This window comes from Streptomyces sp. N50 (assembly GCF_033335955.1).
GTDB lineage: Bacteria > Actinomycetota > Actinomycetes > Streptomycetales > Streptomycetaceae > Streptomyces.
Genome location: NZ_CP137549.1, coordinates 9,942,137 through 9,964,524 on the forward strand (window position 1 = coordinate 9,942,137; position 22,388 = coordinate 9,964,524).

At 69.1% G+C, this 22,388-nt stretch carries 20 protein-coding genes and 1 pseudogene; 16 read left to right on the forward strand and 5 right to left on the reverse strand.

Going from position 1 to position 22,388, the window contains the following annotated elements:
- Positions 1-18: 18 nt before the first annotated feature.
- The 6 genes from R2B38_RS44165 (at position 19) to R2B38_RS44190 (ending at position 5,078) form a co-directional block, all read left to right on the forward strand.
- The gene (locus R2B38_RS44165; RefSeq protein WP_318021457.1) at positions 19-981 is read left to right on the forward strand and encodes a dihydrodipicolinate synthase family protein; all 963 of its coding nucleotides are present in this window, start codon (positions 19-21) and stop codon (positions 979-981) included.
- 54 nt (positions 982-1,035) lie between these two features.
- Positions 1,036-1,224 (forward strand): hypothetical protein, encoded by a 189-nt coding sequence (locus R2B38_RS44170; protein WP_318021458.1) that lies wholly within the window; start codon positions 1,036-1,038, stop codon positions 1,222-1,224.
- Entirely contained in the window at positions 1,215-1,703 is a 489-nt protein-coding gene (locus tag R2B38_RS44175) for a tautomerase family protein (protein WP_318021459.1), read from the forward strand. Before R2B38_RS44170 ends, R2B38_RS44175 begins: the two co-directional genes overlap by 10 nt.
- Before the next feature lie 67 nt (positions 1,704-1,770).
- The gene (locus R2B38_RS44180; protein WP_318021460.1) at positions 1,771-3,066 is read left to right on the forward strand and encodes a PucR family transcriptional regulator; all 1,296 of its coding nucleotides are present in this window, start codon (positions 1,771-1,773) and stop codon (positions 3,064-3,066) included.
- A gap of 147 nt (positions 3,067-3,213) precedes the next feature.
- Positions 3,214-4,437, forward strand: a complete 1,224-nt coding sequence (locus R2B38_RS44185; protein ID WP_318021461.1) for an acyl-CoA dehydrogenase family protein — start codon at positions 3,214-3,216, stop codon at positions 4,435-4,437.
- 65 nt (positions 4,438-4,502) lie between these two features.
- Positions 4,503-5,078: a flavin reductase family protein gene (locus tag R2B38_RS44190; RefSeq protein ID WP_318021462.1), complete on the forward strand. Its 576-nt coding sequence runs from the start codon at positions 4,503-4,505 to the stop codon at positions 5,076-5,078.
- A 57-nt stretch (positions 5,079-5,135) separates the two neighbouring features.
- Here the strand turns inward: R2B38_RS44190 and R2B38_RS44195 are convergent, their stop codons facing one another.
- Positions 5,136-5,765 carry a helix-turn-helix domain-containing protein gene (locus tag R2B38_RS44195; RefSeq protein WP_318021463.1) on the reverse strand — a complete coding sequence of 210 codons (630 nt, stop codon included), beginning with the start codon at positions 5,763-5,765 and terminating at the stop codon, positions 5,136-5,138.
- Between the two features lie 143 nt (positions 5,766-5,908).
- Here R2B38_RS44195 and R2B38_RS44200 point away from each other — a divergent pair, with 143 nt between their 5' ends.
- From R2B38_RS44200 to R2B38_RS44230, 7 genes are all read left to right on the forward strand, one after another.
- Positions 5,909-6,682, forward strand: coding sequence for an SDR family NAD(P)-dependent oxidoreductase (locus R2B38_RS44200; protein ID WP_318021464.1), 774 nt, complete (start codon positions 5,909-5,911; stop codon positions 6,680-6,682).
- 158 nt (positions 6,683-6,840) lie between these two features.
- Entirely contained in the window at positions 6,841-7,884 is a 1,044-nt protein-coding gene (locus R2B38_RS44205) for an AraC family transcriptional regulator (RefSeq protein WP_318021465.1), read from the forward strand.
- A 106-nt stretch (positions 7,885-7,990) separates the two neighbouring features.
- Complete coding sequence (locus R2B38_RS44210) at positions 7,991-9,193, forward strand: acyl-CoA dehydrogenase family protein (RefSeq protein WP_318021466.1); 1,203 nt, start codon at positions 7,991-7,993, stop codon at positions 9,191-9,193.
- Positions 9,194-9,267: 74 nt separating this feature from the next.
- Positions 9,268-11,043, forward strand: coding sequence for an FAD-dependent monooxygenase (locus tag R2B38_RS44215; protein ID WP_318021467.1), 1,776 nt, complete (start codon positions 9,268-9,270; stop codon positions 11,041-11,043).
- A gap of 174 nt (positions 11,044-11,217) precedes the next feature.
- Positions 11,218-11,901, forward strand: coding sequence for a flavin reductase family protein (locus R2B38_RS44220; RefSeq protein ID WP_318021468.1), 684 nt, complete (start codon positions 11,218-11,220; stop codon positions 11,899-11,901).
- Entirely contained in the window at positions 11,837-12,415 is a 579-nt protein-coding gene (locus R2B38_RS44225) for an NAD(P)H-dependent oxidoreductase (protein ID WP_318021469.1), read from the forward strand. Before R2B38_RS44220 ends, R2B38_RS44225 begins: the two co-directional genes overlap by 65 nt.
- Positions 12,416-12,774: 359 nt before the next feature.
- Complete coding sequence (locus R2B38_RS44230; RefSeq protein WP_318021470.1) at positions 12,775-14,595, forward strand: acyl-CoA dehydrogenase; 1,821 nt, start codon at positions 12,775-12,777, stop codon at positions 14,593-14,595.
- A gap of 77 nt (positions 14,596-14,672) precedes the next feature.
- On the opposite strand, the gene R2B38_RS44235 is transcribed toward R2B38_RS44230, so the two are convergent.
- Genes R2B38_RS44235 through R2B38_RS44250 form a run of 4 tightly spaced genes read right to left on the reverse strand, consistent with a single transcriptional unit; the run spans position 14,673 to position 18,577 of the window.
- Positions 14,673-15,509 carry an NAD(P)-dependent oxidoreductase gene (locus R2B38_RS44235; RefSeq protein ID WP_318021471.1) on the reverse strand — a complete coding sequence of 279 codons (837 nt, stop codon included), beginning with the start codon at positions 15,507-15,509 and terminating at the stop codon, positions 14,673-14,675.
- 35 nt (positions 15,510-15,544) lie between these two features.
- Positions 15,545-16,366, reverse strand: a complete 822-nt coding sequence (locus R2B38_RS44240; protein WP_318021472.1) for an enoyl-CoA hydratase-related protein — start codon at positions 16,364-16,366, stop codon at positions 15,545-15,547.
- Positions 16,363-17,265 carry a fumarylacetoacetate hydrolase family protein gene (locus tag R2B38_RS44245; RefSeq protein WP_318021473.1) on the reverse strand — a complete coding sequence of 301 codons (903 nt, stop codon included), beginning with the start codon at positions 17,263-17,265 and terminating at the stop codon, positions 16,363-16,365. Before R2B38_RS44245 ends, R2B38_RS44240 begins: the two co-directional genes overlap by 4 nt.
- A 16-nt stretch (positions 17,266-17,281) precedes the next feature.
- Positions 17,282-18,577 carry a CaiB/BaiF CoA-transferase family protein gene (locus R2B38_RS44250; protein WP_318021474.1) on the reverse strand — a complete coding sequence of 432 codons (1,296 nt, stop codon included), beginning with the start codon at positions 18,575-18,577 and terminating at the stop codon, positions 17,282-17,284.
- Between the two features lie 359 nt (positions 18,578-18,936).
- Here R2B38_RS44250 and R2B38_RS44255 point away from each other — a divergent pair, with 359 nt between their 5' ends.
- The 3 genes and pseudogenes from R2B38_RS44255 to R2B38_RS44265 all read left to right on the forward strand — a co-directional run.
- Complete coding sequence (locus R2B38_RS44255) at positions 18,937-19,230, forward strand: putative quinol monooxygenase (protein ID WP_318021475.1); 294 nt, start codon at positions 18,937-18,939, stop codon at positions 19,228-19,230.
- Between the two features lie 146 nt (positions 19,231-19,376).
- Entirely contained in the window at positions 19,377-20,636 is a 1,260-nt protein-coding gene (locus R2B38_RS44260) for a DUF3500 domain-containing protein (protein WP_318021476.1), read from the forward strand.
- A 111-nt stretch (positions 20,637-20,747) separates the two neighbouring features.
- Positions 20,748-22,265, forward strand: a pseudogene (locus R2B38_RS44265) (bifunctional 3-(3-hydroxy-phenyl)propionate/3-hydroxycinnamic acid hydroxylase); the annotation flags it as partial.
- Positions 22,266-22,388: the final 123 nt, after the last annotated feature.

Sequence of the window (22,388 nt, forward strand, 5' to 3'; positions counted from 1 at the left end):
CCTGCGAAGGAAGCCGTCGTGACCGACACCCCCGCCGACCACATCGACCTCTGGGTCGCGCTGCCCACGCCGTTCCTCGCCGACGGGGAGGTGGATCACGCCGGTCTCCGGCTCAACGTCGAGAAATGCGTCGAAGCGGGTCTGGACGGCGTCTACTGCAACGGCCTGATGGGCGAGGTGTGGGCCCTGGACCCCAATGAGCGCAAGGCGGTGCTCGAGACGATCGTCGAGGCCGGCGCCGGACGCGTCATGGTCAGCCCGGTCACCAGCGGCCGGACACTCAAGGAGTCCCTGGACTACACCCGGCACGCTCAGCAGGTCGGCGCCACGCACGCCGTGCTGAGCGTACCCACGGACGCGACCGGGGACGGCGAGCTGGTCGAGTCTCTGACCGCGGTGATCGGCGCGGTCGACATGCCGTACATCCTGTTCAACCCCGGCCGCGACGGCAGCCGCGCAAGCCTCCTCACCCCAGGGGCCTTCGCGCAGCTGTGCCGGATCGAGAACATCCGCATTCTGAAGACGACCTCCACCGACACCGAGAACAACCGGCTCCGGCAGATCGCGGCCGGGACCCACGTGCTCGTCTCCGACCCCCTCGAAGAACACTTCTTCACCAACATGACCCAGTCGGGTCAGCGGGTCCTCTACTGCGACCCCGAGGGCTACCTCTACCAGTCCGCGCACAACCGGCCGGTCCGAGAGTACGTAGACCTGTACCTGGCGGGCCACCATGACCTGGCCAGGCAGCGGTTCGACTCGCTGGACTTGCTGCGCGCGGTGTACCGCAAGTGGATCATCGGCCCGCTGGAGCGCGGTGCGATGCCGAACGCGGCACTCAAACGCTGGTGCGAAGCCGTCGGGATGGCCGGTGGACCGGTGCGCCCGCCCCTGGCCGAACTGAGCCCGGCCCAGTGCGACGAGTTCGACCGAGACCTCGCCGCGGCGACCCAGGCCGTTGCCGGACCGGTCCCTTTCTGACCCGTCCCCCGTAACAACCATCCGCCGGAATGAGAACGAAGGGACATCCGCTCGATGACGCACACCATCACGCACTGGTGCGGCGGTCGCTCAAGGGCCGGCACTTCCTCGCGCTCCGGCGAGGTCTCCAATCCGGCAACCGGGGAGGCGACCGCCCGCGTGGCGCTCTCCTCGGCCGACGAGAAGGCCTCGCTCTTCGGTGACACCCGCGCCTACGGCGAAGAGAGCGTCCCATGTCCTTGATCTACATCGACATCCACGACAACCGGACCCCGGACGAGATCACAACTCCGCTCGACGCCGTCCACACCGCGGTGGTCGACGCCTTCGAGGTCCCCGAACGCGACCGCTACCAAATCGTGAACGTCCACGCCCCCGGTCACCTGGTCGTCCAGGACACCGGGCTCGGCATCCGCCGCACACCGAGGGTGGTGGTCGTTCGGGTGGTCAGCAAGAGGCGCAGCCCTGATAAGAAGCAGCGGCTCTATGAGCTACTGGCCACGAGAACGAGGCGGAGGACTGGTCCTTCGGACAAGGCCGCGCGCAGTTCACGACCGGGGAACTCCCCAACTGACAGGTCTGCACTTGGTCTCCGAATGCGGAGACGGCCGTTCCGCGGACGGCCGTTGTCGGACGCGCTCGACGTAGGGGTGCCAGTGACGGGGCTGTGCTGGATGCTGCGCGCGGGCGGCCGAAGTGGTCCAATCTTCATATTCATCTGAGAGTCGTCGGCCGAGCCGCGTGGACGGCCACAGTCTCGTTGCAGGACGGCCGGGACGGGAGGCGGGGTTGGGCGAGCACATCGGAACGTGGGCGAGGCGGTTGCGTCCGGCGGCCGTGGACGCCGAGGAGCCCACCTGCACGCTCGAAACGGTCCGTCGTGCGACCGATCAGGTCGGTGACCAACCGGTCGCGTGGGCGGTCGGGGCGGCGGCCGACATCGTCCAGGGCAACGCGTTCCCGGACCTGACCGGTGGCGGCCCGAAAGGCCCACAGGTGCTGCGCTCCGCCATCGAGTCGATCGTCATCTCGACGCTCCTCGCCATCGAGGCCGACGGACACCCACCGGCCCAGCTCCCGCCCGAGGCGGAGGCGCAGCTCGTGGACATGGTCCACCGCCGGGTTCCTCTCGACCTGCTCCTCACTCATCAGCGCAGGATCCACTCGCAGCTGGCCGACCACTTCATGGGCGGCTGCCGCTCCCTGGTACCGGGCCCCGATCTTGCCGCGTCACTCGAACACGTTTCCCATGTGCTCTTCGAGTTCGCCGACACGTTCGCCACCATGACCGCCGAGTCGTACACCGCCGAGAACGAGCGATTCCTGAGGAGTACCGCCGCTGCCAGGTACGAGACGGTTCTGGCGCTGCTGGCGGGAGAGGGCGCCGTCGACGCGGCGTCCCGACAGCTGGCCTACCCCCTGACGAACGCCTACCACATCGGCCTGGTGCTGCATCCCGCGACCTCGCCGAGCGATACCGCGGATCATCTTGACCAGGTGGCCCGGTCCCTGCTGCGAGGCATCGGCGCGGACGTTCAACTGGTGGTGGCGGTGGACCGTACCGAGGCATGGGCGTGGGGAGCGTTCAAGGCAAGGCCACCGAGTGAAAAACCGCTGCTGTCCGGCGGGTCCGACGTACTGGTGGGCATGGCGTCACCACACCGAGGCGTCCAAGGCTTCCGGCGCACCCACGACGAGGCCCTCGACGCGGCGCGGGTGGGGTCCTTTGGCGTGCGCTCGACAGCGGACACGGGTGTCGTCCGGTACGACGAGATCCGGTTGCTCTCGCTGCTGATCGCGGATCCCGACAAGGCCGCTCGTTTCGTACGGGACGAACTCGGCGCACTGGGATCGAGTGCGGGTTCCGCGCAGGTTCTCCGCCGGACGGTGCGGGCCTACCTCGACTGTCACGGCAGTCCGCAGGAGGCCGCCAAGGAGCTCCAGGTCGCGAAGAACACGGTCATCTACCGGGTCAAGCGGGCTGAGGAACTCCTCGGCCGCTCCCTCAGGGATTCCCAGCTGGAGCTGCACGCGGCGCTCCACCTCGCGGAGCTGCTCCTCGATCCGGACGACACCGGTCACTGACGGGGTTTTGGACCCCGGGTCCAATCGGCGTCGAAACGTTGGTGGGTCAGGCAGAGAGGCCCTCGTCACACCCGGACTTCAATCGAGGGCAGGACGACAGCACCGGCCACCGCTTCGGCAGGTGAGCCGCCGAGGCAAGGAGGCCTCATGACGACTCTCGATGACGTCACGACGTTCGGACCGCAGGCGCAGGCCGAGGTTCGCGAACGTCTCCTGCAGACCGCTCGCGAGCTGCGGCCGCTCCTGCGTGAGCACGCCGAGGAGTCCGAGCGCAACCGCCGTCTGGCCGAGAAGTCGGAGCGGGCTCTGCGCGAGTCGGGGTTGTTCCAGGCCACGGCGCCCCGCCGGTCGGGCGGGGCCGGCGGAGACGTCCGGACCCTCATCGAGCTGTCGGCCGAGATCTCCCGGGGGGACTCGTCCGCGGGCTGGGTCGCCTTCATCGCCAACACGACCGCGTTCGGCATGGGCCTCTTCCCCGACGACGTACGTGAACTGGTGTACGGCCCTGCCCCCCGCAACGTCGCGATCAGCCAGTTCGCCCCCGGAGGGACCGCCGAGAAGGTCGACGGTGGCTACCGCATCAACGGCAAGTGGGGTTTCGCCTCGGGCTGTTACCAGGCCCAGTGGACGCTGAACGCCTTCCTGGTCCTCGACGCGGAGGGGCAGCCCTCGGAGGTGCGGTGGGCGCTGATGCCGCTGGCCGACATGCGGATCGAGGACACGTGGTACGTCGTCGGCATGGCGGGGACCGGCAGCAACACCCTCGTGGCCGAGGACCTCTTCGTCGAGGACCGGTGCACCCTGGACCTCGAGACGTTCATGGGTACGGCCGTCTTCCCGATCTGGCACGAGGACGAGACCAGCTACCGGGCGTCGCTGAACAGTCTCGCCTGTCTCGGTCTGTGTGGTCCGCTGCTGGGCATGGCCGAGGCCGCCTGGGACTTCACGACGGAGAACCTCGGCAAGGGTCGCCCCATCAGCTACTGGGCCTACTCGGACCGCCGGGACGCCCCCAGCTACCGCCTCGCCCTTGCCGACGCGCGGGTCGCGATCGACGCGGGCAGGATGCATCTGCTCAGGTCCGCCGACGAGATGGACGACGCCGCCCGTGAGGGCCGCGTCCTCGACAGTGCGGCCCGGGCGCGGATCCGCGGCGACTCCGAGATCGCGACGCGCAACTTCCGCCAGGCCGTCACGCTCATGCTCGACATCGTCGGCACCAGCAGCTTCGCCCAGTCCAACCCGCTGCAGCGGGTCTGGCGTGACCTGACCGTGGCCAGCGGCCACGGGCTGAACAACCCCCTGCTGAACCGGGAGATCTACGGCCAGAGCCTTGTCGGACGCGACACCGCGGAGATCGGTTCGCTCTGAGGCCCTCGCGGCCCGGCCCTCGGGCCTCCACAGCGCGACTCGACACGTCGAAAGGAACTTCCGCCATGACGACATTCGCCATACCTTCGCCCGCTCACCCCCCGATCCACCTGACCGCGGCGGAGCGGGCGGAGTCACTGCCGGCCGAGACCTTCAGGTCGGCGTTCCGGATGCACCCCTCCGGGGTCGCCGTCGTGACCGCCGACCTGGGTGGACGGCCGGTCGCGATCACGGTCAGCTCGCTGGCCTCCGTCAGCGCCGAACCGCCACTGATCGTCTTCTCCGTCTCCTCGAAGGCCTCCAGCAGCTCCGTCCTGCGGCGAGCCGACAGCGTCGTCGTCCACATGGTGGGCAGCGACCAGCTCTGGCTCGCACAGCTCGGGGCCACCAGCGGGGTCGACCGCTTCGCCGACACGAGCGCCTGGACGCGGTTGGCCACGGGCGAACCGGTCTTCTCGGCAGCTCCTGCGTGGGTGCGGGGAAAGGTGGTCTCCCGCATCGAGGCGGGGGAGGCCTCGATCCTCGTCGTCCACGCGGTGTCGGCGGCCGTGCCCGAGGGGGCCGCCGAGCCCGTGCCGGCTCCGCTCGTCTACCACTCGCGGTCCTGGCACCGGCTCGACGAACGTTCGAAGTTGGCGTAATCCGGGTTGCGGTTCCCGCGCCGGGTCCGACGGCCCTGCTCGTTCCCGCCGCGGCGGCTACGGCGCGCCGGTGAGGTTGCGCATCACCGCGTGGAGCTGCGGCGGGGTCAGCGGGGCGGCCGGGAGCGGGTGGGCGGCTTCGGTGCGCAGGCCGTCGAGGGTGAAGGCGATGCCGCGGCGCCAGCCGTCGGAGGCCGCGTCCGTGAAGGCCCGGGCCAGCAGGCCATTGGTGCCGAAGACGAACAGTAGGTCCTCTTTGGTGAAGTCGGGGCGCAGGGCGCCGGCCTCCTGGGCTCGCCGGATGATGCGCGTGGAGGCGGCGTCGGTGCTCTCGCAGACAGCCATCAGGCGTTCGGCGTCCGGATAGCTGCCGGTGACCACGTCCCTGATTACGGGATCGGTGACCTGGAGTTCGCACATCTTCTCGATGTAGTACCTGAATCCGTCCCAGGCGTCATCACTGGTCAGGGCCTCTTCGGCGACCTTGTCGAGCCGGTCCGCGACCAGCTCGGCGACCACCTCGTCGATGAGCGCCTCGCGGCTGCCGAAGAGGTTGTAGAGCGTGCCGTGGCTCACGCCTGCCCTGCGGGCGATCTCCTTCAGCGGGACCTTGAGGCCGCGCTCACGGAAGAGTTCGGCTGCCGCGGTTCGCAGCTTCTCCGCGTTGCGTTGCGCGTCGGCCCGCATCCGGCGCCCTCCTGGTCGTGTAAGCGGCGTCCATGGTCGCATTCTCGAGCACCTTAGAACTTGACCTGTGGGTCAAGTTCGATGGTAGCGTCGGAGCTGAAGTTGACCCTTGGGTCAAGATATCTCGCGGCAAGGAGAACTCCGTGTCCAAAGTGATCGCCGTCTTCGGGGCCGGTACCGGCCTGGGCCTTTCCGTCGCCCGCCGCTTCGGCCAGGAAGGCTTCCGCGTCGCCCTGGTGGCCCGCCGCAGGGAGCGGCTCGACGCCCTCGTCGCACAGCTCGCCGACGAGGGCGTCGAGGCCGTCGCCTTCCCCGCCGACCTGTCCGACCCCGAGGGGGTTCCCGCCCTGCTGGACGCCATCCGCGGCCACTTCGGGCGGATCGACGTCGTCGAGTACGGGCCGATCGGAGCCGAGCAGGCCTTCACGTCCGCCGCCCAACTGGACGCGGCCACTCTGGAAAAGATCTCCCGGGTACTCCTCCTGACTCCGGTGGAGGTGTTCCGCTCCGTGCTGCCGGAGATGACGGACCGCGGCGACGGCGCCCTCCTGATGACCACCGGCTACTCGGCCGTGCAGGGCGTGCCTCACCTCAGCGGCCCGGGCCCGGCGATGTCCGCAGCCCGCAACTACGTGTACGCGCTCAACGGCGAACTCGCCGGTACCGGCGTCTATGCCGGCACCCTCACCATCGCCGCCATGATCACCGGCAGTGAGGCGGCCGAGGCAACCGCCAAGGGTGACATCGAGCTTCCGGACAATGGTGTGGAGTTCCCCGTCGTCCACCCGGACGAACTCGCCGAGCACTACTGGGACATGTACACCCGGCGTGACCGCGTCGAGCAGGCTCACCCCGTGGAGTTGACCCCGCAGACCGCTGTCCCGGCGTTCACCGCGCAGGCCGACGCCACCGCGTAAGCGGACGGCAGTGGCCGCCTGGTGGGGCGTAGACAGCCGCCGGGTGCAGGTCATCAGCGACTGACTGTTGTCGTCCTCAGCTGGCAGCGCGACCATCACCAGTAACCAGATATCCAACATCCGCGCATGAATATGCATTCGGTTGAAAGGGGACGCTGGTGACACTCGCCTACGACGTCGGCCGAAAAGCCGCCGCGGTGCCCGACCGCCTCGGCGCCGACACGCTGTCGGCGTTCGAACTGTGTCGGGACACCGACCTCGCCGTGGTCACCAGAACGCTCGACGACGTCCTCGTCTGTCCCGGCAGTTGGGAGTTGCTGAGTCCCGGCGCCGAGCCGGAGCCGTCAGTCGTCCGGGCCGTTGAGCTGACGCATCTGACGCTCTGCTCCGTCCAGTTCGGAACCGAGGTGCGGATCGTGATCGACCCGATTCAGGCGTACCACGTCACCGTGCCGATCACCGGTCAACTGCTGTGCCACTTCGGCTCTCGCGACGTCACCGTCGGTCCCGGCCTTGCCTCCGCGGTGACCACCGGCAACCCCGCGTTCATGCCGCACTGGAGCGCGGGGGCCGAAGTCCTCTGCATCAAGATCCGGCAGGACGCGCTGGAGAGCGAGCTGGCAGCGATGATCGGCCGACCGGTCCGACCGCCCGTGCGGCTCGGAATAGGGCTCGATCTCACCACGCCCGCGGGCCAGAGCTGGCTCTCCGTGCTCGGTTTGCTGCTGAACGACCTCGCGACACCGGACAGCCTCTCCCGCACCTCGAAACATCATCGCGAGCAGTTGGAGCGGTTGGTCGTCAGCACGCTCCTGCGCGCACAGCCGCACGACTACTCGGGCGACGTGTGGAGCGGGCAGGCGCCGGCGCGCTGGTCGTCGGTCAAGCGTGCCGTCGAGGCCATTGACGATGCCCCGGAACTGGCCTGGACGCTGACGTGGCTCGCGGAGGTGGCGGGGGTGAGCGGGCGCCGCCTGCAGCAGGGGTTCCACGCTCAGCTCGGGATGTCCCCGATGAAGTACCTGCAGAACGTTCGTCTCGAAAGAGTGCATCGCGATCTCCTGAACGATGCGGGACCGGTCGGCGACCTCTGCACACGCTGGGGATTCACACACCTCGGGCGATTCGCCGGTGCCTACCGCGAACGGTACGGCGAACCTCCGTCGCAGACCCGCCGTCGTAGCCGGTCGGTCCCGGTCTGACCAAACTTTCGCATCCCGGATCGTCCGCTTCGGAATCCGGATCGCACGGCATCGCCGGCCCGCTGAGACTTGCGCAATCGACTGTCAACGCGGACAGGAGCCTCCGATGCCCGAAACACTCAGCCAGTCAGCCGACCGCACGGCAACCGACGCCGACCTCCTCGCGAGGGCGACGGGCCTGCGTGAACTGCTCCGCAAGGAGGCTGCCGCCGGGGACGAGCAGCGCAACATCACCGATACCGCAGTTGCCGCGCTGCGCAACGCGGGTATGTTCCGGCTCGGCACGCCCAGGCGGTGGGGCGGCTATCAGGCAGGCATGCGGACCACCCTCCAGGTACTCGCCGAACTCGGGCGGGGCGACGCGGCCGCCTCCTGGGTCACGATGATCTACGCGGTCACCAACCTCGCGGCGTCCTTGAACACCGACCGGGCGCAGGAGGAGATCTGGGGAGACAATCCGGACGCGGCCGTCGCGGGCACGTCCAACTTCATGGGCAGCACGGCGGTGAGGGTGGACGGCGGCTACGTGGTCAACGGGAAATGGCCGTTCAACTCCGGTTGTCTGCACGCGGACTGGACGATGACGCCGTTCCCGATTCTCGGCGAGGACGGCGGCCTGGCGGGCGTCGGGTTCGGCCTCGTTCCCTACACGGATCTCAGCATCGAGGACACCTGGCACGTCGCGGGAATGCGCGGCACCGGAAGCAACACGGCAGTCGGTACGGACGTGTTCGTCCCCGACCACCGCGTCATCGAATTCGACAGGATCGTGTCCGGGGGTTCGAGGTCCGAGCATCCGGAGGCACGGGAAATCCCGGGATCGGTACAGATCGCGATGATCCTGGGACTCATGGGACCGTTGCTCGGAGCCGGTCACGCCGCTGTCGACCTGGCGCGGGAGGCCATCGACAAGGGACGCCCGGTGATCGGGTCCATTTACCTGAAGGCGGCGGACTCACCCACTCACCAGCTCAATTACGCGACCGCCGTGTCGAAGTTGGACACCGCGTATCTGCACGTCCTTCGTGCCGCCGACGATGTGGACCGGTCGGTGGGAACAGAGCCGCCCGACGACGTGACCCGGGGCAGGATCCGCATGGACATCGCGGTCGCACTGCAGAGTCTCCGCGAAGCCGTGACGCTGTCCATGAGCATCGGCGGCGCCGGAAGTTTCGCGACCGTGAACCCCGCCAACCGGGTATGGCGGGACTTCGAAACAGGCGCGCGGCACGCCATCTTGAATCCCGGCATCGGAGCCGAGACGTACGCCCGGGCGCTTCTGGGCCTCGAGCCCATCGCCGTCTTCTGAACAGAACTTCCCGACTCTCACGCGGACTATCCACCCGCCGACGTCGGCGGTTCTCGATGAGGAGCGATGAAAAGATGTCAATGAAGCAGGCGCCGCAAGCGGGCGACGTCGTCCACACGGACGTTCTGGTCGTCGGCGCCGGACCCGCGGGGCTGACCGCGGCCGCGTTTCTGGCCGAGTACGGCGTCGACGCGATCACTGTGACCAAGTACCCGTCGACCGCACCCACCCCTCGCGCGCACATCACCAACCAGCGGACCGTGGAGGTGCTGCGCGACCTGGGCATCGAGGACCGGGTCCGCGAGATCGCCATGCCCGCCGACCTGATGGGCACCAACGTGTGGGCGACCTCGTTCGCGGGCGTCGAACTGGCACGCATGATGACCTGGGGCGAAGGCCTGGACCGCCGCAGCGAGTACGCGGCGGCGAGCCCGTGCGACATGTGCAACGCACCCCAGAACGTTCTGGAACCCGTGATCCTCGCGGCCGCGAGGGAACGCAAGGCCGACATCCGGTTCAACACCGAACTCATCGACATCAAGCAGGACGACGAGGGGGTACGGGCCACTCTGCGGCGCCGCGACGACGGTGCGGAATACACCGTCGAGGCCCGCTACGTGATCGGCGCCGACGGCGGGAACAGCACCGTCGCTCGCGTTCTCGACTTCGCCATGGAGGGCGAGGCCGGTATCGGCTCGGCCTTCACGGTCTGGATCGAGGCGGACCTGACCCGTTTCGCCAAGCACCGTCCCGGCGCCCTGTTCTGGGTCTCGCCCCCCGGCACCAACGTGTTGTGGAGCCCGTGGACCACCATCGTGCCCCACACGGAGTGGATGGCCCTGTTCCTGATGCACGACCTGCTGCCCGCCGACACCTCGGACGAGGCGGTCGCCGAGATCGTCCGGGCCGGAATCGGGGATCCCGACGTCGAGTTCAAGATCAAGCACATCGGGCAGTGGCAGGTCAACCATGTGGTGGCCGAGCGGTACCGCAAAGGCCGGGTCTTCCTGGCCGGCGACGCGGCGCACCGTCATCCGCCGTCCAACGGACTCGGCAGCAACACCTCGATCCAGGACTCCTACAACCTGGCCTGGAAACTGGCCCTCGTGCTGCGCGGAGACGCCGGTGAGGAGCTGCTGGACAGCTACCACGACGAGCGCAAGCCCGTGGGACGTCAGGTGATCGACCGGGCGATCAAGAGCCTTGCCCAGCTACAGCCGTTGAGCGAGACGATCGGCCTGGCCTACGGACAGACCCCCGAGCAGGGCTGGGCGATCGTCGACGAGCTCTTCGCCCCGGGCGAAGCCGGGGCGGCCCGCCGGGCCAAACTGCTGGACGCGGTGCAGCTGGTCAACTACCAGCTGAACGCCCACGGCGTGGAGTTGGGGCAGCGGTACACCTCCACCGCCGTCGCCGACGACGGCACACCGTTCCCCGAGTACACACGAGACCCCGAGCTCCACTACCACCCGACGACGCATCCCGGCGCCCACCTGCCCCACGTCCGGCTCCAGCACGGCACCGAGTACGTCTCGACCCTCGACCTCGTCGGGCACGGCCGGTTCACCGTGCTCACCGGCGTCGACGGAGCGGCCTGGACCGAGGCCGCGGCGGCCGTCTCGCGCGAAACCGGTCTCACCATCGAGGCGCGGACGATCGGAATGCGCGCCGAGTACGACGACGTGCTCGGGGAGTGGACCAGGATCCGCGAGTTCGATGACGACGGCTGCCTCCTGGTCCGCCCGGACCGTCATGTGGCGTGGCGCTCCCGTAACTCGGTCGGCGACCCGGTGGAGACACTCCGTGGGGTCCTCGCCTCCGTGCTGGGGACGCCGTCCGGCAACGACTGAGAGGACCCACGGCCCGTCCGAGGTGAAGGGCGGCCCGACGGCAACGGAGTCGCCGTCGGGCCCCTGGTCGGCGCACCGCATGAGGGGAGGGGCGGAAGGATCCTGACGCCCCGTCATGGCCCCTGTATGGACACGTTGTTTCGTCAATGCTGACTGGTGACTGGAGACGCGCCGATGTCGGAAACCGCTGATCGCGATCACATACGCCGGCACATCGCGTTGATCGACGAAGCCTCTCTGGAGCCGGGGTTGTCGGCCGACGGTTTCCGCGAGGCCTTCCGCAACCACGCGGGCGGAGTCGCGGTCGTGACCGCTGACGCCGGCCGGGGCCCGGTCGCCTTGACCGCGACGTCGGTGATATCAGTGAGCGCGACACCACCGCTCCTTGTGTTCTCCGTGTCCGCCCTCTCCTCGGCGACGCCGACGATCCTGGAGTCGTCGTCCCTGGTCGTGCATCTGCTGGGGGCCGGTCAGGTCGACCTCGCCCGGCTGTGTGCGACGAGCGGAGTGGACCGCTTCGCCGACACCGGTGCCTGGGCTCGGCTGGAGACCGGCGAGCCGTACTTCGTCGCGGCTCCGGTATGCATCCGAGGCGCCATCGCCGCCACCTTCGCCGCGGGAGCTTCAACCCTCGTCGTCGTCAACGCCACCCACGCGCACTACGCGCCGACGAACGACGCCCGGAGCGACGCGTCGCGTCCGCTGGTCTACCACAACCGGACTTGGCATCAGTTGAGCGAGCTGTCCGAGTTGACAGACCCCCACCTCTTTTCAAAGGAGCGGAGAACTTCCCATGGCCAAGCTGAAGATCATCATCGCGAGCACGCGGCCAGGCAGGATCGGCCTCACCATCGGTGAGTGGTTCGAGACCCGCGCCAAGGAGCACGGCGGTTTCGACGAGATCGAGTTGGTCGACCTGGCCGAGGTGAACCTGCCGTTCATGAACGAGCCGCACCACCCGCGCCTGGGCCGGTACACCCACCAGCACACGCGTGACTGGAGCGCCAAGGTCGCGGAGGGGAACGCCTTCGTGTTCGTGATGCCGGAGTACAACTTCGGCTACAACGCCGAGTTGAAGAACGCCATCGACTACCTGCACCGAGAGTGGCAGTACAAGGCGGTCGGCCTGGTCAGCTACGGGGGCGTCTCGGCCGGCACCCGGGCCGCGCAGATGATCAAACAGGTCGTGACCACCTTGAAAATGACGCCGGTCGTCGAGTCGGTCGCGATCCCCTTCGTCCACCAACTCATCGACGAGGAGGAGGGCCTGATGTCGAACGAGATCATGACCGACTCCGCGACAGCCATGCTCGACGAACTCGCGCGGGTCACCGAGGCCCTGCGCCCGCTGCGCCCGCCTGCGGCCTCGTAACCCACCCCGCTGCGACTACCGACTGGGCGGGGATCCGGCTACCTCGTCGCCGGCCCGGTCGGATGGTTCGCCGTCAGGGCACATCACCCAAGGCCGTTCATGATCGTGGCCGTGATGATCCAAGGACCCGATTCACCCTTCGCCGACACTGCCGCGATCTCGCCTCACGGCCCCTTTGCTTCTTGACCACCCAGCTGAATAGACATAGATTTCCGATGGATCGTATAATGGTTCACTGGTCTGTCCTGTGGACCGTCCGGTGGCGGTGCACACACGTTTCGGGGTAGCGCGTCGACGCGATGACGGTGACCAGGTACGCCCGGTCCCGTTGCCCTCAGCCCTGTCCTCGGGAGCGCCCCATGACCGCCTCGTACTCCGCCCCGCGCTCACTCCTGGTGTCCCGCCGGGACCTGGAGTTCACGCTCTACGAGTGGCTCGACGTCGAAACGCTCACCCAACGCGAGCGGTACGCGGACCACACGCGGGAGACGTTCGACGCCGTCCTGGACCTGTGTGCGGAGATCGCCGAGGAACGCTTCGCTCCGCACAACAGGCTGAACGACCAGGAGGAACCGAGGGTCGTCGCTGGCCGGGCGGTGGTGCAGCCCGACGTCAAGACTGCCCTCGACACGGTCGCGGACGCCGGACTGCTGAGCGGCGGTATGGATGCCCGCGTGGGGGGCCTGCAACTCCCGCAGGTGGTCCAGACCGCGTGCTTCCTCTGGTTCCAGGCGGCGAACATCGGCACGTGGGCGTACGCCATGCTGACGGTCGCAGGCGCCAACCTGCTGCTCGCCCACGGCACCGACGAGCAGGTCGCCACCTACGTCCGCCCCATGATCGAGGGCCGCTATCACGGCACCATGTGTCTGTCGGAGCCGCAGGCGGGATCCTCGCTCGCCGACCTCACCTGCCGTGCCGAGCCCCGTGACGACGGCACCTTCCGGATCTTCGGCAACAAGATGTGGATCTCCGGAGGAGACCACGAGTTGGGGGAGAACATCGTCCACCTCGTCCTGGCGAGGATTCCGGGCGGCCCGCCCGGGGTGAAGGGCCTCTCACTCCTCCTGGTACCCAAGTACCTGGTGAACGCCGACGGCACGCGCGGCGAGCGCAACGACGTGGTCCTCGCCGGGCTGAACCACAAGATGGGATACCGCGGCACGACGAACACACTGCTGAACTTCGGCGAGGGCACCTACCGGCCCGGCGGCGAGCCCGGGGCGGTCGGCCACCTCGTCGGCGGCCCGCACCAGGGCCTGGCCGCCATGTTCCACATGATGAACGAGGCTCGGACCGGCGTCGGAGCGGGGGCGACGGCACTGGGATACACCGGCTACCTGAAGTCCCTGACGTACGCCCGTACCCGCGCCCAGGGACGTCCGGTGGGGGCCAAGGACCCCACCGCACCGCCGGTGCCCCTCATCGAGCACGCCGATGTGCGGCGGATGCTCCTGGCTCAGAAGTCCTACGTGGAAGGGGCGCTGGGACTTGTCCTGTACTGCGGCAGGCTGCTCGACGAGGAGCGCAGCGCGACCGGCGGGACGGAGCGCGCGCGGGCCCGCCTGTTGCTGGAGGTTCTCACCCCGATCGCGAAGAGCTGGCCTTCCCAGTGGTGCCTGCGGGCGAACGACCTGGCGATCCAGATCCACGGCGGCTACGGCTACACCCGCGAGTACGACGTGGAGCAGCACTACCGGGACAACCGGCTCAACCCCATTCACGAGGGAACCCACGGAATTCAGGCCCTCGATCTGCTGGGCCGCAAGGTGGTCATGGACGACGGGGCCGGCCTCGCCGCGGTCGAAGCGCTCGTCCGGGCCACGATCGAGCGGGCTTGTGCCGTCGGCGGGGAGGCACGTGATCTCGCGGCCGACCTCGATCGCACCTTCACCCGGCTCGTCGAGGTGACCCGGACGATCCACACCGCCGACGTGCCCGTCGGCGTTCGCCTGGCCAACGCGTCGGTGTATCTGGAGGCCGCCGGGCATGTCGTCGTGGCCTGGATCTGGCTGGAGCAGTTCCTTGCCACCGGCGACGGAGACGATGCCCTCCGGCACGGCAAGCGGCAGGCCTGCCGTTACTTCTACCGCTATGAACTGCCCCGTACCGCAGCGCAGTTCGACCTCCTGGCGCGCCTGGACACGACGACGCTGGGCACCGACGACACCTGGTTCTGATGGCACATGGTTCTGAAGGGGCGACACCGATGACCTGCCGATGATCACCATCGGCAGGTCATCGCACACCCGAACGGTCATCCCACCCGCGGAGGATCCACGAAGAAGTCGAGCTCCGGTTCCCGGCCCCCGCCGTACCCGGAGAGATCCGTGTGACCGGCCGCGGTCAGCACGTCGGCGTCGACGAGGGTCTGGCCGGTCTGTTCACGCGGTGGGCGGGCGAGCACGGCGAGGGCCGCGTCCGCCATGATCTCGGGGCCGCGTGACCGGGAGGTGAGCCTCTCGCCGTCCAGGACGTTGGCGACCGCGGCGGTCGCGATCAGGGTCTGCGGCCACAGGCAGTTCGCCGCGATGCCGTCCTCCGCGAACTCGGCCGCCCAGCCGAGGGTGAGCAGCGTCATCCCGTACTTCGACAGGGTGTAGGCGGGGTGGGCGCCGAGCCAGCGCGGGGCGAGGTTGAACGGCGGTGACAGGGTCAGGATGTGGGCGTGGTCGGACCGCTTCAGGTACGGCAGGCAGGCCCGGGTCAGCAGGAAGGTGCCCCTGCTGTTGATCGACTGCATGAGGTCGAAGCGCTTGACGGGCAGTTCCTCGGTGCCCCGCACATCGAGAGCGCTGGCGTTGTTGACGCAGATGTCGACGCCCCCGAACCGGTCCACCGCCGTGGCCACCGCGCGCTCGACGTCGGCTTCCTCACGGACGTCGCCGACCACCGCGACCGCGGATCCGCCGGCCGCCTCGATCCCGGCGACCGCCGTGTGCACGGTGCCCGGCAGCCTCGGATCGGGCGAGTCGGTCTTGGCCAGGAACACCGCGTTGGCGCCCTCGCGGGCCGCGGCGGTGAGGATGGCCAGCCCGATGCCACGGCTGCCGCCGGACATCACGATGGTCCGGCCCTTCAGTGATGTCCCCATGCCGGGGTGCTCCTGTCGTCGGTCGTGCGTCGGGTTCAGCGGCCGGTGAAGTGAGGGGGCCGCTTCTCCAGGAAGGCGAGGGCGCCTTCCCGGAGGTCGTCGGAGGTGCGGCAACGGGCGACGGCCTCGATGGCGTGACTCAGCGCGGCGCTGCCCGCCGCTTCGTCGCCCTCGCCCAGGCGGCGGACGGCTTGTACGGACGCCTTGGCGGCGCGGACAGACAGAGGTGCGTTCGCCGCGATGGTCGCGGCGAGTTCGTCGACCACCTTGCCCAGTTCGTCGGGTTCGGCGACCCGGTCCACCAGGCCCACGGCGTGCGCCTCGGCGGCCGGCAGCCGACGTCCGGTGAACAGCAGGTCGCTCGCGACCGACGGCCCCACGGTCTGGACGAGCGCGGCGGTCTGCGCCAAGGGGTAGCCGACGCCCAGGCGGGCGGCCGGGATGGCCAGGACACTGCGGGTGTCCGCGTAGCGCAGGTCCGCGCCCAGGGCGAGGGCCATGCCCGCGCCCAGGCAGTAGCCGTGGATACGGGCGATGACGGGCACCGAGAGTGCCGACAGCTGGGTGAACAACGTCGTGGCGGCGTCGTCCGCCGCCTGTCGTGCGGCCTCGTCCTGGCGGCCCGGGAACTCGCTGATGTCCGCGCCGGAGACGAAGGCCTGCTCGCCCGCGCCGCGCACGACGACCACACGTACGTCCGGGTCCTCGTCCATCTTCCTTAGCGCGGCGGCGAGTTCGGTCATCATCGCCACGGACAGCGCGTTGCGCCGGGCCGGATTGCTGATCTCCACGGTGCCGACCGCGTCCCGTACCTCGGTGCGGATCCGTGGCGAGGAGGTCACGGTCACCGCGGTCATCCGACCTTCTCGGCCACGAAGCGGTTGCGCAGCGCGCCGATCCCCTCGATGCGCACTTCGAACTCCGAGCCGTCGCGCAGGAGCACCTTCGGCTCGCGTACGAATCCGACCCCCGACGGGGTGCCGGTCAGGATCAGGTCACCCGGCTCCAGGGTCATCACGGTGGTGATGTAGGCGACCAACTCCGGTACCCCGAACAGGAGTGAGGAGGTGCGGTCGTCCTGGAGGACCTCACCGTCGAGCGTGCCCTTGATGGCGAGGTCGGGTCGTGCGCCGCCGAGTCGCGTGGCGGGCACGACGACCGGCCCGACGGGGGTGAGACCGTCCCAGGCCTTGCCGGCGACCCGCTGCGTGGTGTGGAACTGGAAGTCACGCACGGAGACGTCGTTGGCCGCGGTGTACCCGAAGATGACGCTCTCCGCGTCCTCGGCCGCGATCCGACGCGCACGGGCACCGATGACCACGGCGAGCTCGCTCTCGTAGTCGATCTGGTCCGACTCCGGTGGCAGGGTCACGTCGGCGAAGGGCGCCGCCAGTGAGGTGTGCCATTTCGGAAAGAGATCGGGGTGGCCCGGTCCCGCGTTGCGGCCGCCCTCGTGCACGTGCGCGAGGTAGTTCTGCCCGATGCAGATGACCTTGCCCGGGCGTCCGACCGGGCTCAGCAGCCGATGGTCGGGCGCGTCGATCACGGGGCCGGTCTCGATGGCCGCGGGGTCGCCCTGAGCCGCCTCCAGCAGCGGGGGCAGGTCTTCGAAGACCTGGCCCTCCACGAGGGCGAGGCGCGCCTTGGTCGCCCCGTCCCGCCTGAGCGCGACCACGGGGCCACCGCCGTGCAGGACCCGGGCGAGGCCGAGTCCGTCGGTCCAGTCCGCCGGTGAAGCGGGCGTCGGAGTGGTCATGAAGGTGCCTCCTGTTTCATTTCTGTGCCTCGGCGCTGCCGGCGGCCGGGGTGGCCGCCTCCGTCCTCGCCTGAGCGGCTGTGGCCGTGGCCTTGTCGGCATCGCGCACGCCGACGACACCGTCCTCGACCAGGGCGGCGATCTGATCGTCGTCGTATCCCAGTCCGGCCAGGACCGCGATCGTGTCCCCGCCGAGTTCGGGTGCGCGGCCTCGGGCGCGCGGCGCCCCGTCGGCGACGATGGGGGTGTTCACGATCGTCTGCTCCGCGAAGCGCTCCTCGTCGTGCACGAACAGGCCCCGCGCGGCGAACTGTTCGTCGGTGAGGATGTCGCTGATGCCGTTGACCGGACCGCAGGGGACCCCTGCCGCTCGTAGCGCGTCCATCCAGTGGTCCCGGGGAGCCGTCGCGAAACGTGCCTGGATGATCTCCGCGAGGGGCGCCCGGTGCTGGAAGCGTTCGTACTCCGTGGCGAAGCGCGGATCGTCGCGCAGGTCGAGCTCAAGGACGGCACACAGCGCCTCCCACGCCCGGTCGACCGCACCGAGCACGAGAGTGGCGCCGTCCTGGCAGGTGAACGCCTCGTAGGGGGCGGCCAGTCGGTGCGCCGTGCCCAGTGGGGCCGGTTCCACCCCCGTCGCCACGTAGTCGGCGACCTCCCACAGCGACCAGGCGGCCACCGAGTCCGCGAGCGCGACGTCGATGTACGCGCCGCCGCCACCGGCGCGTGCGCGCAGCAGCGCGGCCAGGACGCCGATCGCTCCCCACATGCCGGTGCCCACGTCGGATATGGGGAAGCCCGCCTTGGCCAGCTGCCCGTCGACCGACCCGGTCACGGACATCAGCCCGCTGTAGGCCTGCGCGATCAGGTCGATGCCCTTCGCGTCGCGCATCGGGCCGAACTGCCCGAAGCCGGAGATGGAGCAGTAGACGAGGTCGGGGCACTCCGCCCGCAGATCCTCGTAACCCAGTCCGAGCCGCGCCATCGCGCCCACCCGAAAGTTCTCCACCAGGACGTCGCTGCGTCGTGCCAGGGAGCGCACGATGTCGGCGCCGGCGCGGGACTTCATGTCGACCGCGAGGCTCTGCTTGTCGCGGTGGGTCAGGTCGAAGGGGATCGACCTGCGCTCCGGGCCCATCCGCCGGGCGCGCATGCCGTCACCTCTGACCGGTTCGATCTTGAGGACGTCCGCGCCGAGGTCGGACAGGATGGTCGTGCAGTAGGGGCCGGCCAGGGCTCCGGTCACATCCAGGACGCGTACGCCTCGTAGGAAGGCCGGCCCGGGTTCGGCGGACTTCGTTGTCGCTGTCATGGCGCCCTTCATTTCATCTCGGTCCGCATTGTGGACCAGTGAACCGGAATAAGGACCTCTGGCAAACTTAGGCCCGGTCTTCCGGGAGCGTCAAGCAGGTGGGAAGGGCGCCACTGGACCACATGCCGGACCGGGGGACCTACTAGCGGTCCGCCGGGTCGCCGGGATAGTTTCCTGAACGCCTCCGTGCGTTCTGACCGTCGCGAGGCTTCTCAGGGGCGGCCGTCGGCCGCGCATCCGCCGGCCGCCCCGTCCCGGACGCCACGACCGCCATCGACAGTCCGCCACCCCATGGCCCGGCCGGCGCCGCCGTAATCGCATCGCACCCCTCCACAAGAAGACGCTGAGGAGCACCTCTCATGGCCATCGCCATCTCCGCCACCTGGACGGCCCACCCTGGCAAGGAGGATGTCGTCCGCGACGCCCTGGCCAAACTGGTCCCAGCCGCTCGCGCCGAACCCGGATGCCAGGCATACGTCGTTCACCAGGACCCTGAGCGGCCCACGGTCTTCAGGTTCTTCGAGATCTACGACGACGAGGACGCGCTCAAGGCGCACGGCGACTCTCCCCACTTCGCGAAGTATGCGGTGGGTCAGGCGGCTCCGGCGTTGGCGGACCGCTCGCACGAGTTCACCACCGTGCTCGATTTCTGACAGGTGGAGACCCCAGGTCCGCAGTCCTCGGGGGCACGCTTCCCACCTGCTTGACGCTCCCGGAAGATCAGGCCTAAGTTTGCCAGAGGTTCTTATCCCGGTTCACTGGTCCACATTGCGGACCGAGTGAAATGAGGGGAGTCATCATGCCGAAACCGCCTGAGACCGACGTGCAGCACGCCACGCGGTTCCGTCGCTACGTTCCCGCCCCCGACGACCCGCGCGTCGCCGGCCTGCACGAGCACACGGCTCGGACGTACGCCGACGCCCGGCTGAGCATTCCGGTGCTCGCCGAGGTGGTACGCCAGTGGCGCGAGAGCGCGGAAGAACCGTTCGTCGGCATCACCACCGACGGCCGCGTCCGCCACGGCGTCTACGAACTCGGGGCGGTCCCCGATGCCGAGCACCCGCCCACCGAGGCGATGCTCCGCGCGGTCGAGGAGATCCGCCGCCACACCACGCACGAGCAGTGGCAGCGGCTGACCTATCCGCTGGAGGCACCGCAGTGGCGGACCTGGAGCAACCCCGAGGCGCTGCTGTACGACAACGGCCTCCGCCTGGAGGAAGTGCCGGACGAGACCGCGGACGCGCTGCTGGGGCTGGTGAGGGCGACCCTAAGCGAGGACGGCTACACCGTGGTGCGCCACCTGATGCGGCTCAACGGCTTCCTCGGTGAGCTCACCGACATGAGCGGGGTCATGAATCCCGGCAGCTATCACTTCGCCGTCTTCGGCGAGCCGTCCCCGGACCAGCCGTGGGGATGGCACCTGTACGGCCACCACGTGTGCGTCAACGCCCTGGTGGCGGGGGACCGGATGGTGATCGGCCCCGTCTTCCTCGGTGCCGAGCCGGACAGTACCGACGTCGGTCCGGATGCCGGTGTCCGGCCGCTGGGTGTCCGTGAAGGGGTCGGGCTGTCGTTCGTCAACAGCCTCACTCCGCAACAGCTCTCCGTGGCCCGCAGCTACCCGGAGGTGCGCGATCCACGGATGCCGGAAGGGCGGGTGCACCCGGTGGAGGAGCGGTTCCTCGCGGGGGCCTTCCAGGACAACCGTGTGATCCCGGTGGAGGGCATCCGCGCCACCGAACTGGACGGCGAGCAGCAGCAGTTGCTGCTGGCCGTCATCGAGCAGTACAACGACCTGCTGCCCGAAGGCCCGCGGGCGGCCCGCATGCGCGAGGTGCGTGCGCATCTTCCGGAGACGTACCTGACCTGGATCGGCGGCGTCGACGACGAGCAGCCGTTCTACTACCGGGTGCAGAGCCCGGTGGTGCTGATCGAGTTCGACCACCACGCCGGCATGTTTCTGACGAATCCGGTCCCGGCCCGCTTCCACATCCACACCATCCAGCGGCTGCCCAACGGCAACGACTACGGCCGCCTGCTGTGGAAGCCCCGTACCTGAGGAGACCGACTCCCACCCGCATCCCGGGTGCCGGTGGCCCCTGGCCACAGCCCATGACACCGGGCCGCAGGGAATCCCTGACGGCCCACGCACGCCACATCAGGAGCCGCTATGGACATCAATGTCGATGTCGTCATCGTCGGATACGGACCGGGAGGTGCCGTACTGGCTTCCCTCCTGGGACAGCGAGGCCACAAGGTGGCCGTGCTGGAGAAGTTCCCGGCCCCCTACAACCTGCCCCGGATGAGCACGCTCGACGGCGAGATCGCCCGTGTCCTGCAACACGCCGCGGACCCGGCCGCAGCGCTCAAGGACTCGGTGCCCCAGGCGAGCGTGAGCCTCTACGGCGCCGACGGCAAGCTGGCTCTCGTGGGCGACTGGAACAGGACGGTGTGCGGCCACCCGCTCCACCTCAGCCTTCACCAGCCCAACATCGAAGCCGCCATGCACGCCCGCGTGGACGCCTCCCCGTCGGTGCAGGTCCACTGGGGCACGCCTGCCACCGGTGTCGAGGACCTCGGTGACCGGGTCGTCGTCACCGCTGTCAGGGACGCGGACGGCGAGCAGATCCGCGTGAACGCCCGCTACGCCGTGGGCATGGACGGGGGATCGAGCTTCGTCCGGGATGCGGTCGGCATCCGGATGGACGTGATCCATCGCCATGACGACGAGTGGCTGATGACGGACTACGACATCGTCGATCCCGAGGTCGCCACTCCGTCGACCGAGCTCCACCTGGAAGTCCCCCGTGCCTATTACTGGGGCCCGAACGGCGACCGGCGTTGTCGCATCGACATGAGGCTGCTGCCCGACGACCCCGCCGAGGTCCGCACCCACGAGCACGCACTGGGTTTCCTGCGGGACAAGACCGGCATCGAAGCGCGGTCGGTGCGCGTCACACGGCAGGTCAACTACCGGTTCCGCTCCCAGATCGCCGACCGGATGCGGGTGGGCAACGTCTTCCTCGGCGGTGACGCCGCCCATCTCATGACCCCTGCCGGGGCGCAGGGGTCATGCAGCGCCATGCGGGACGCCATCAACCTCGCGTGGCGTCTCGGCCTCGTGCTCGACGGCCTGACCTCCGACTCGGTTCTCGACACCTATGGGCCGGAGCGGCTCGCCCATGTCGCCCCCATCATCCAGGCTTCGCTGATGGGGTGGGCCCTGGCCGCGGAGTCGGACCCGGACAGAGCCGCCGCCCGCGACGCCTTCCTGCGCACCGGCGAGGCGCCGCTCCCGGCCGCGTCTTCACTGACGACCGGATTCCTGCGGGACACGCCCGAGGGCGACCTGGCTCCGCTGGCCGGCTCGCTGAGTCCGCAGGGGCGCGTACGTATCGGGGAGCGCAGCGGGTTGCTCGACGATCTCGTCGGCTTCGGGTTCCAACTGGTCAGCCGGGTCCCGGTCGCGGAGTTGCTGACACCGACCCACACCGACCTGTTGGAGCGACTGGGCGTTCATGTCGTCGTCCTCGGTCCGGACGACGTCGAGGACATCGACGGCACCTACCGAAGCTTCCTGGACGAGAACGGCCTGGTCGCCTACCTCAGCCGCCCGGACTTCTACCTCTTCGGTACGGCGGCGACGGCTGAGGACCTTCCCGCACTGATCGACGCCCTGGCCGCCGCGCTGACCCGGACCGAACCCCCTGCCTCCTCCGCCACGCAGCCATCCGTCCCGCAGCCCGGAGCCGCCTTCACCCGGGCGACGGTCCCGGCCGGCGAATTCACCCTGCACTACGCCGAAGCCGCC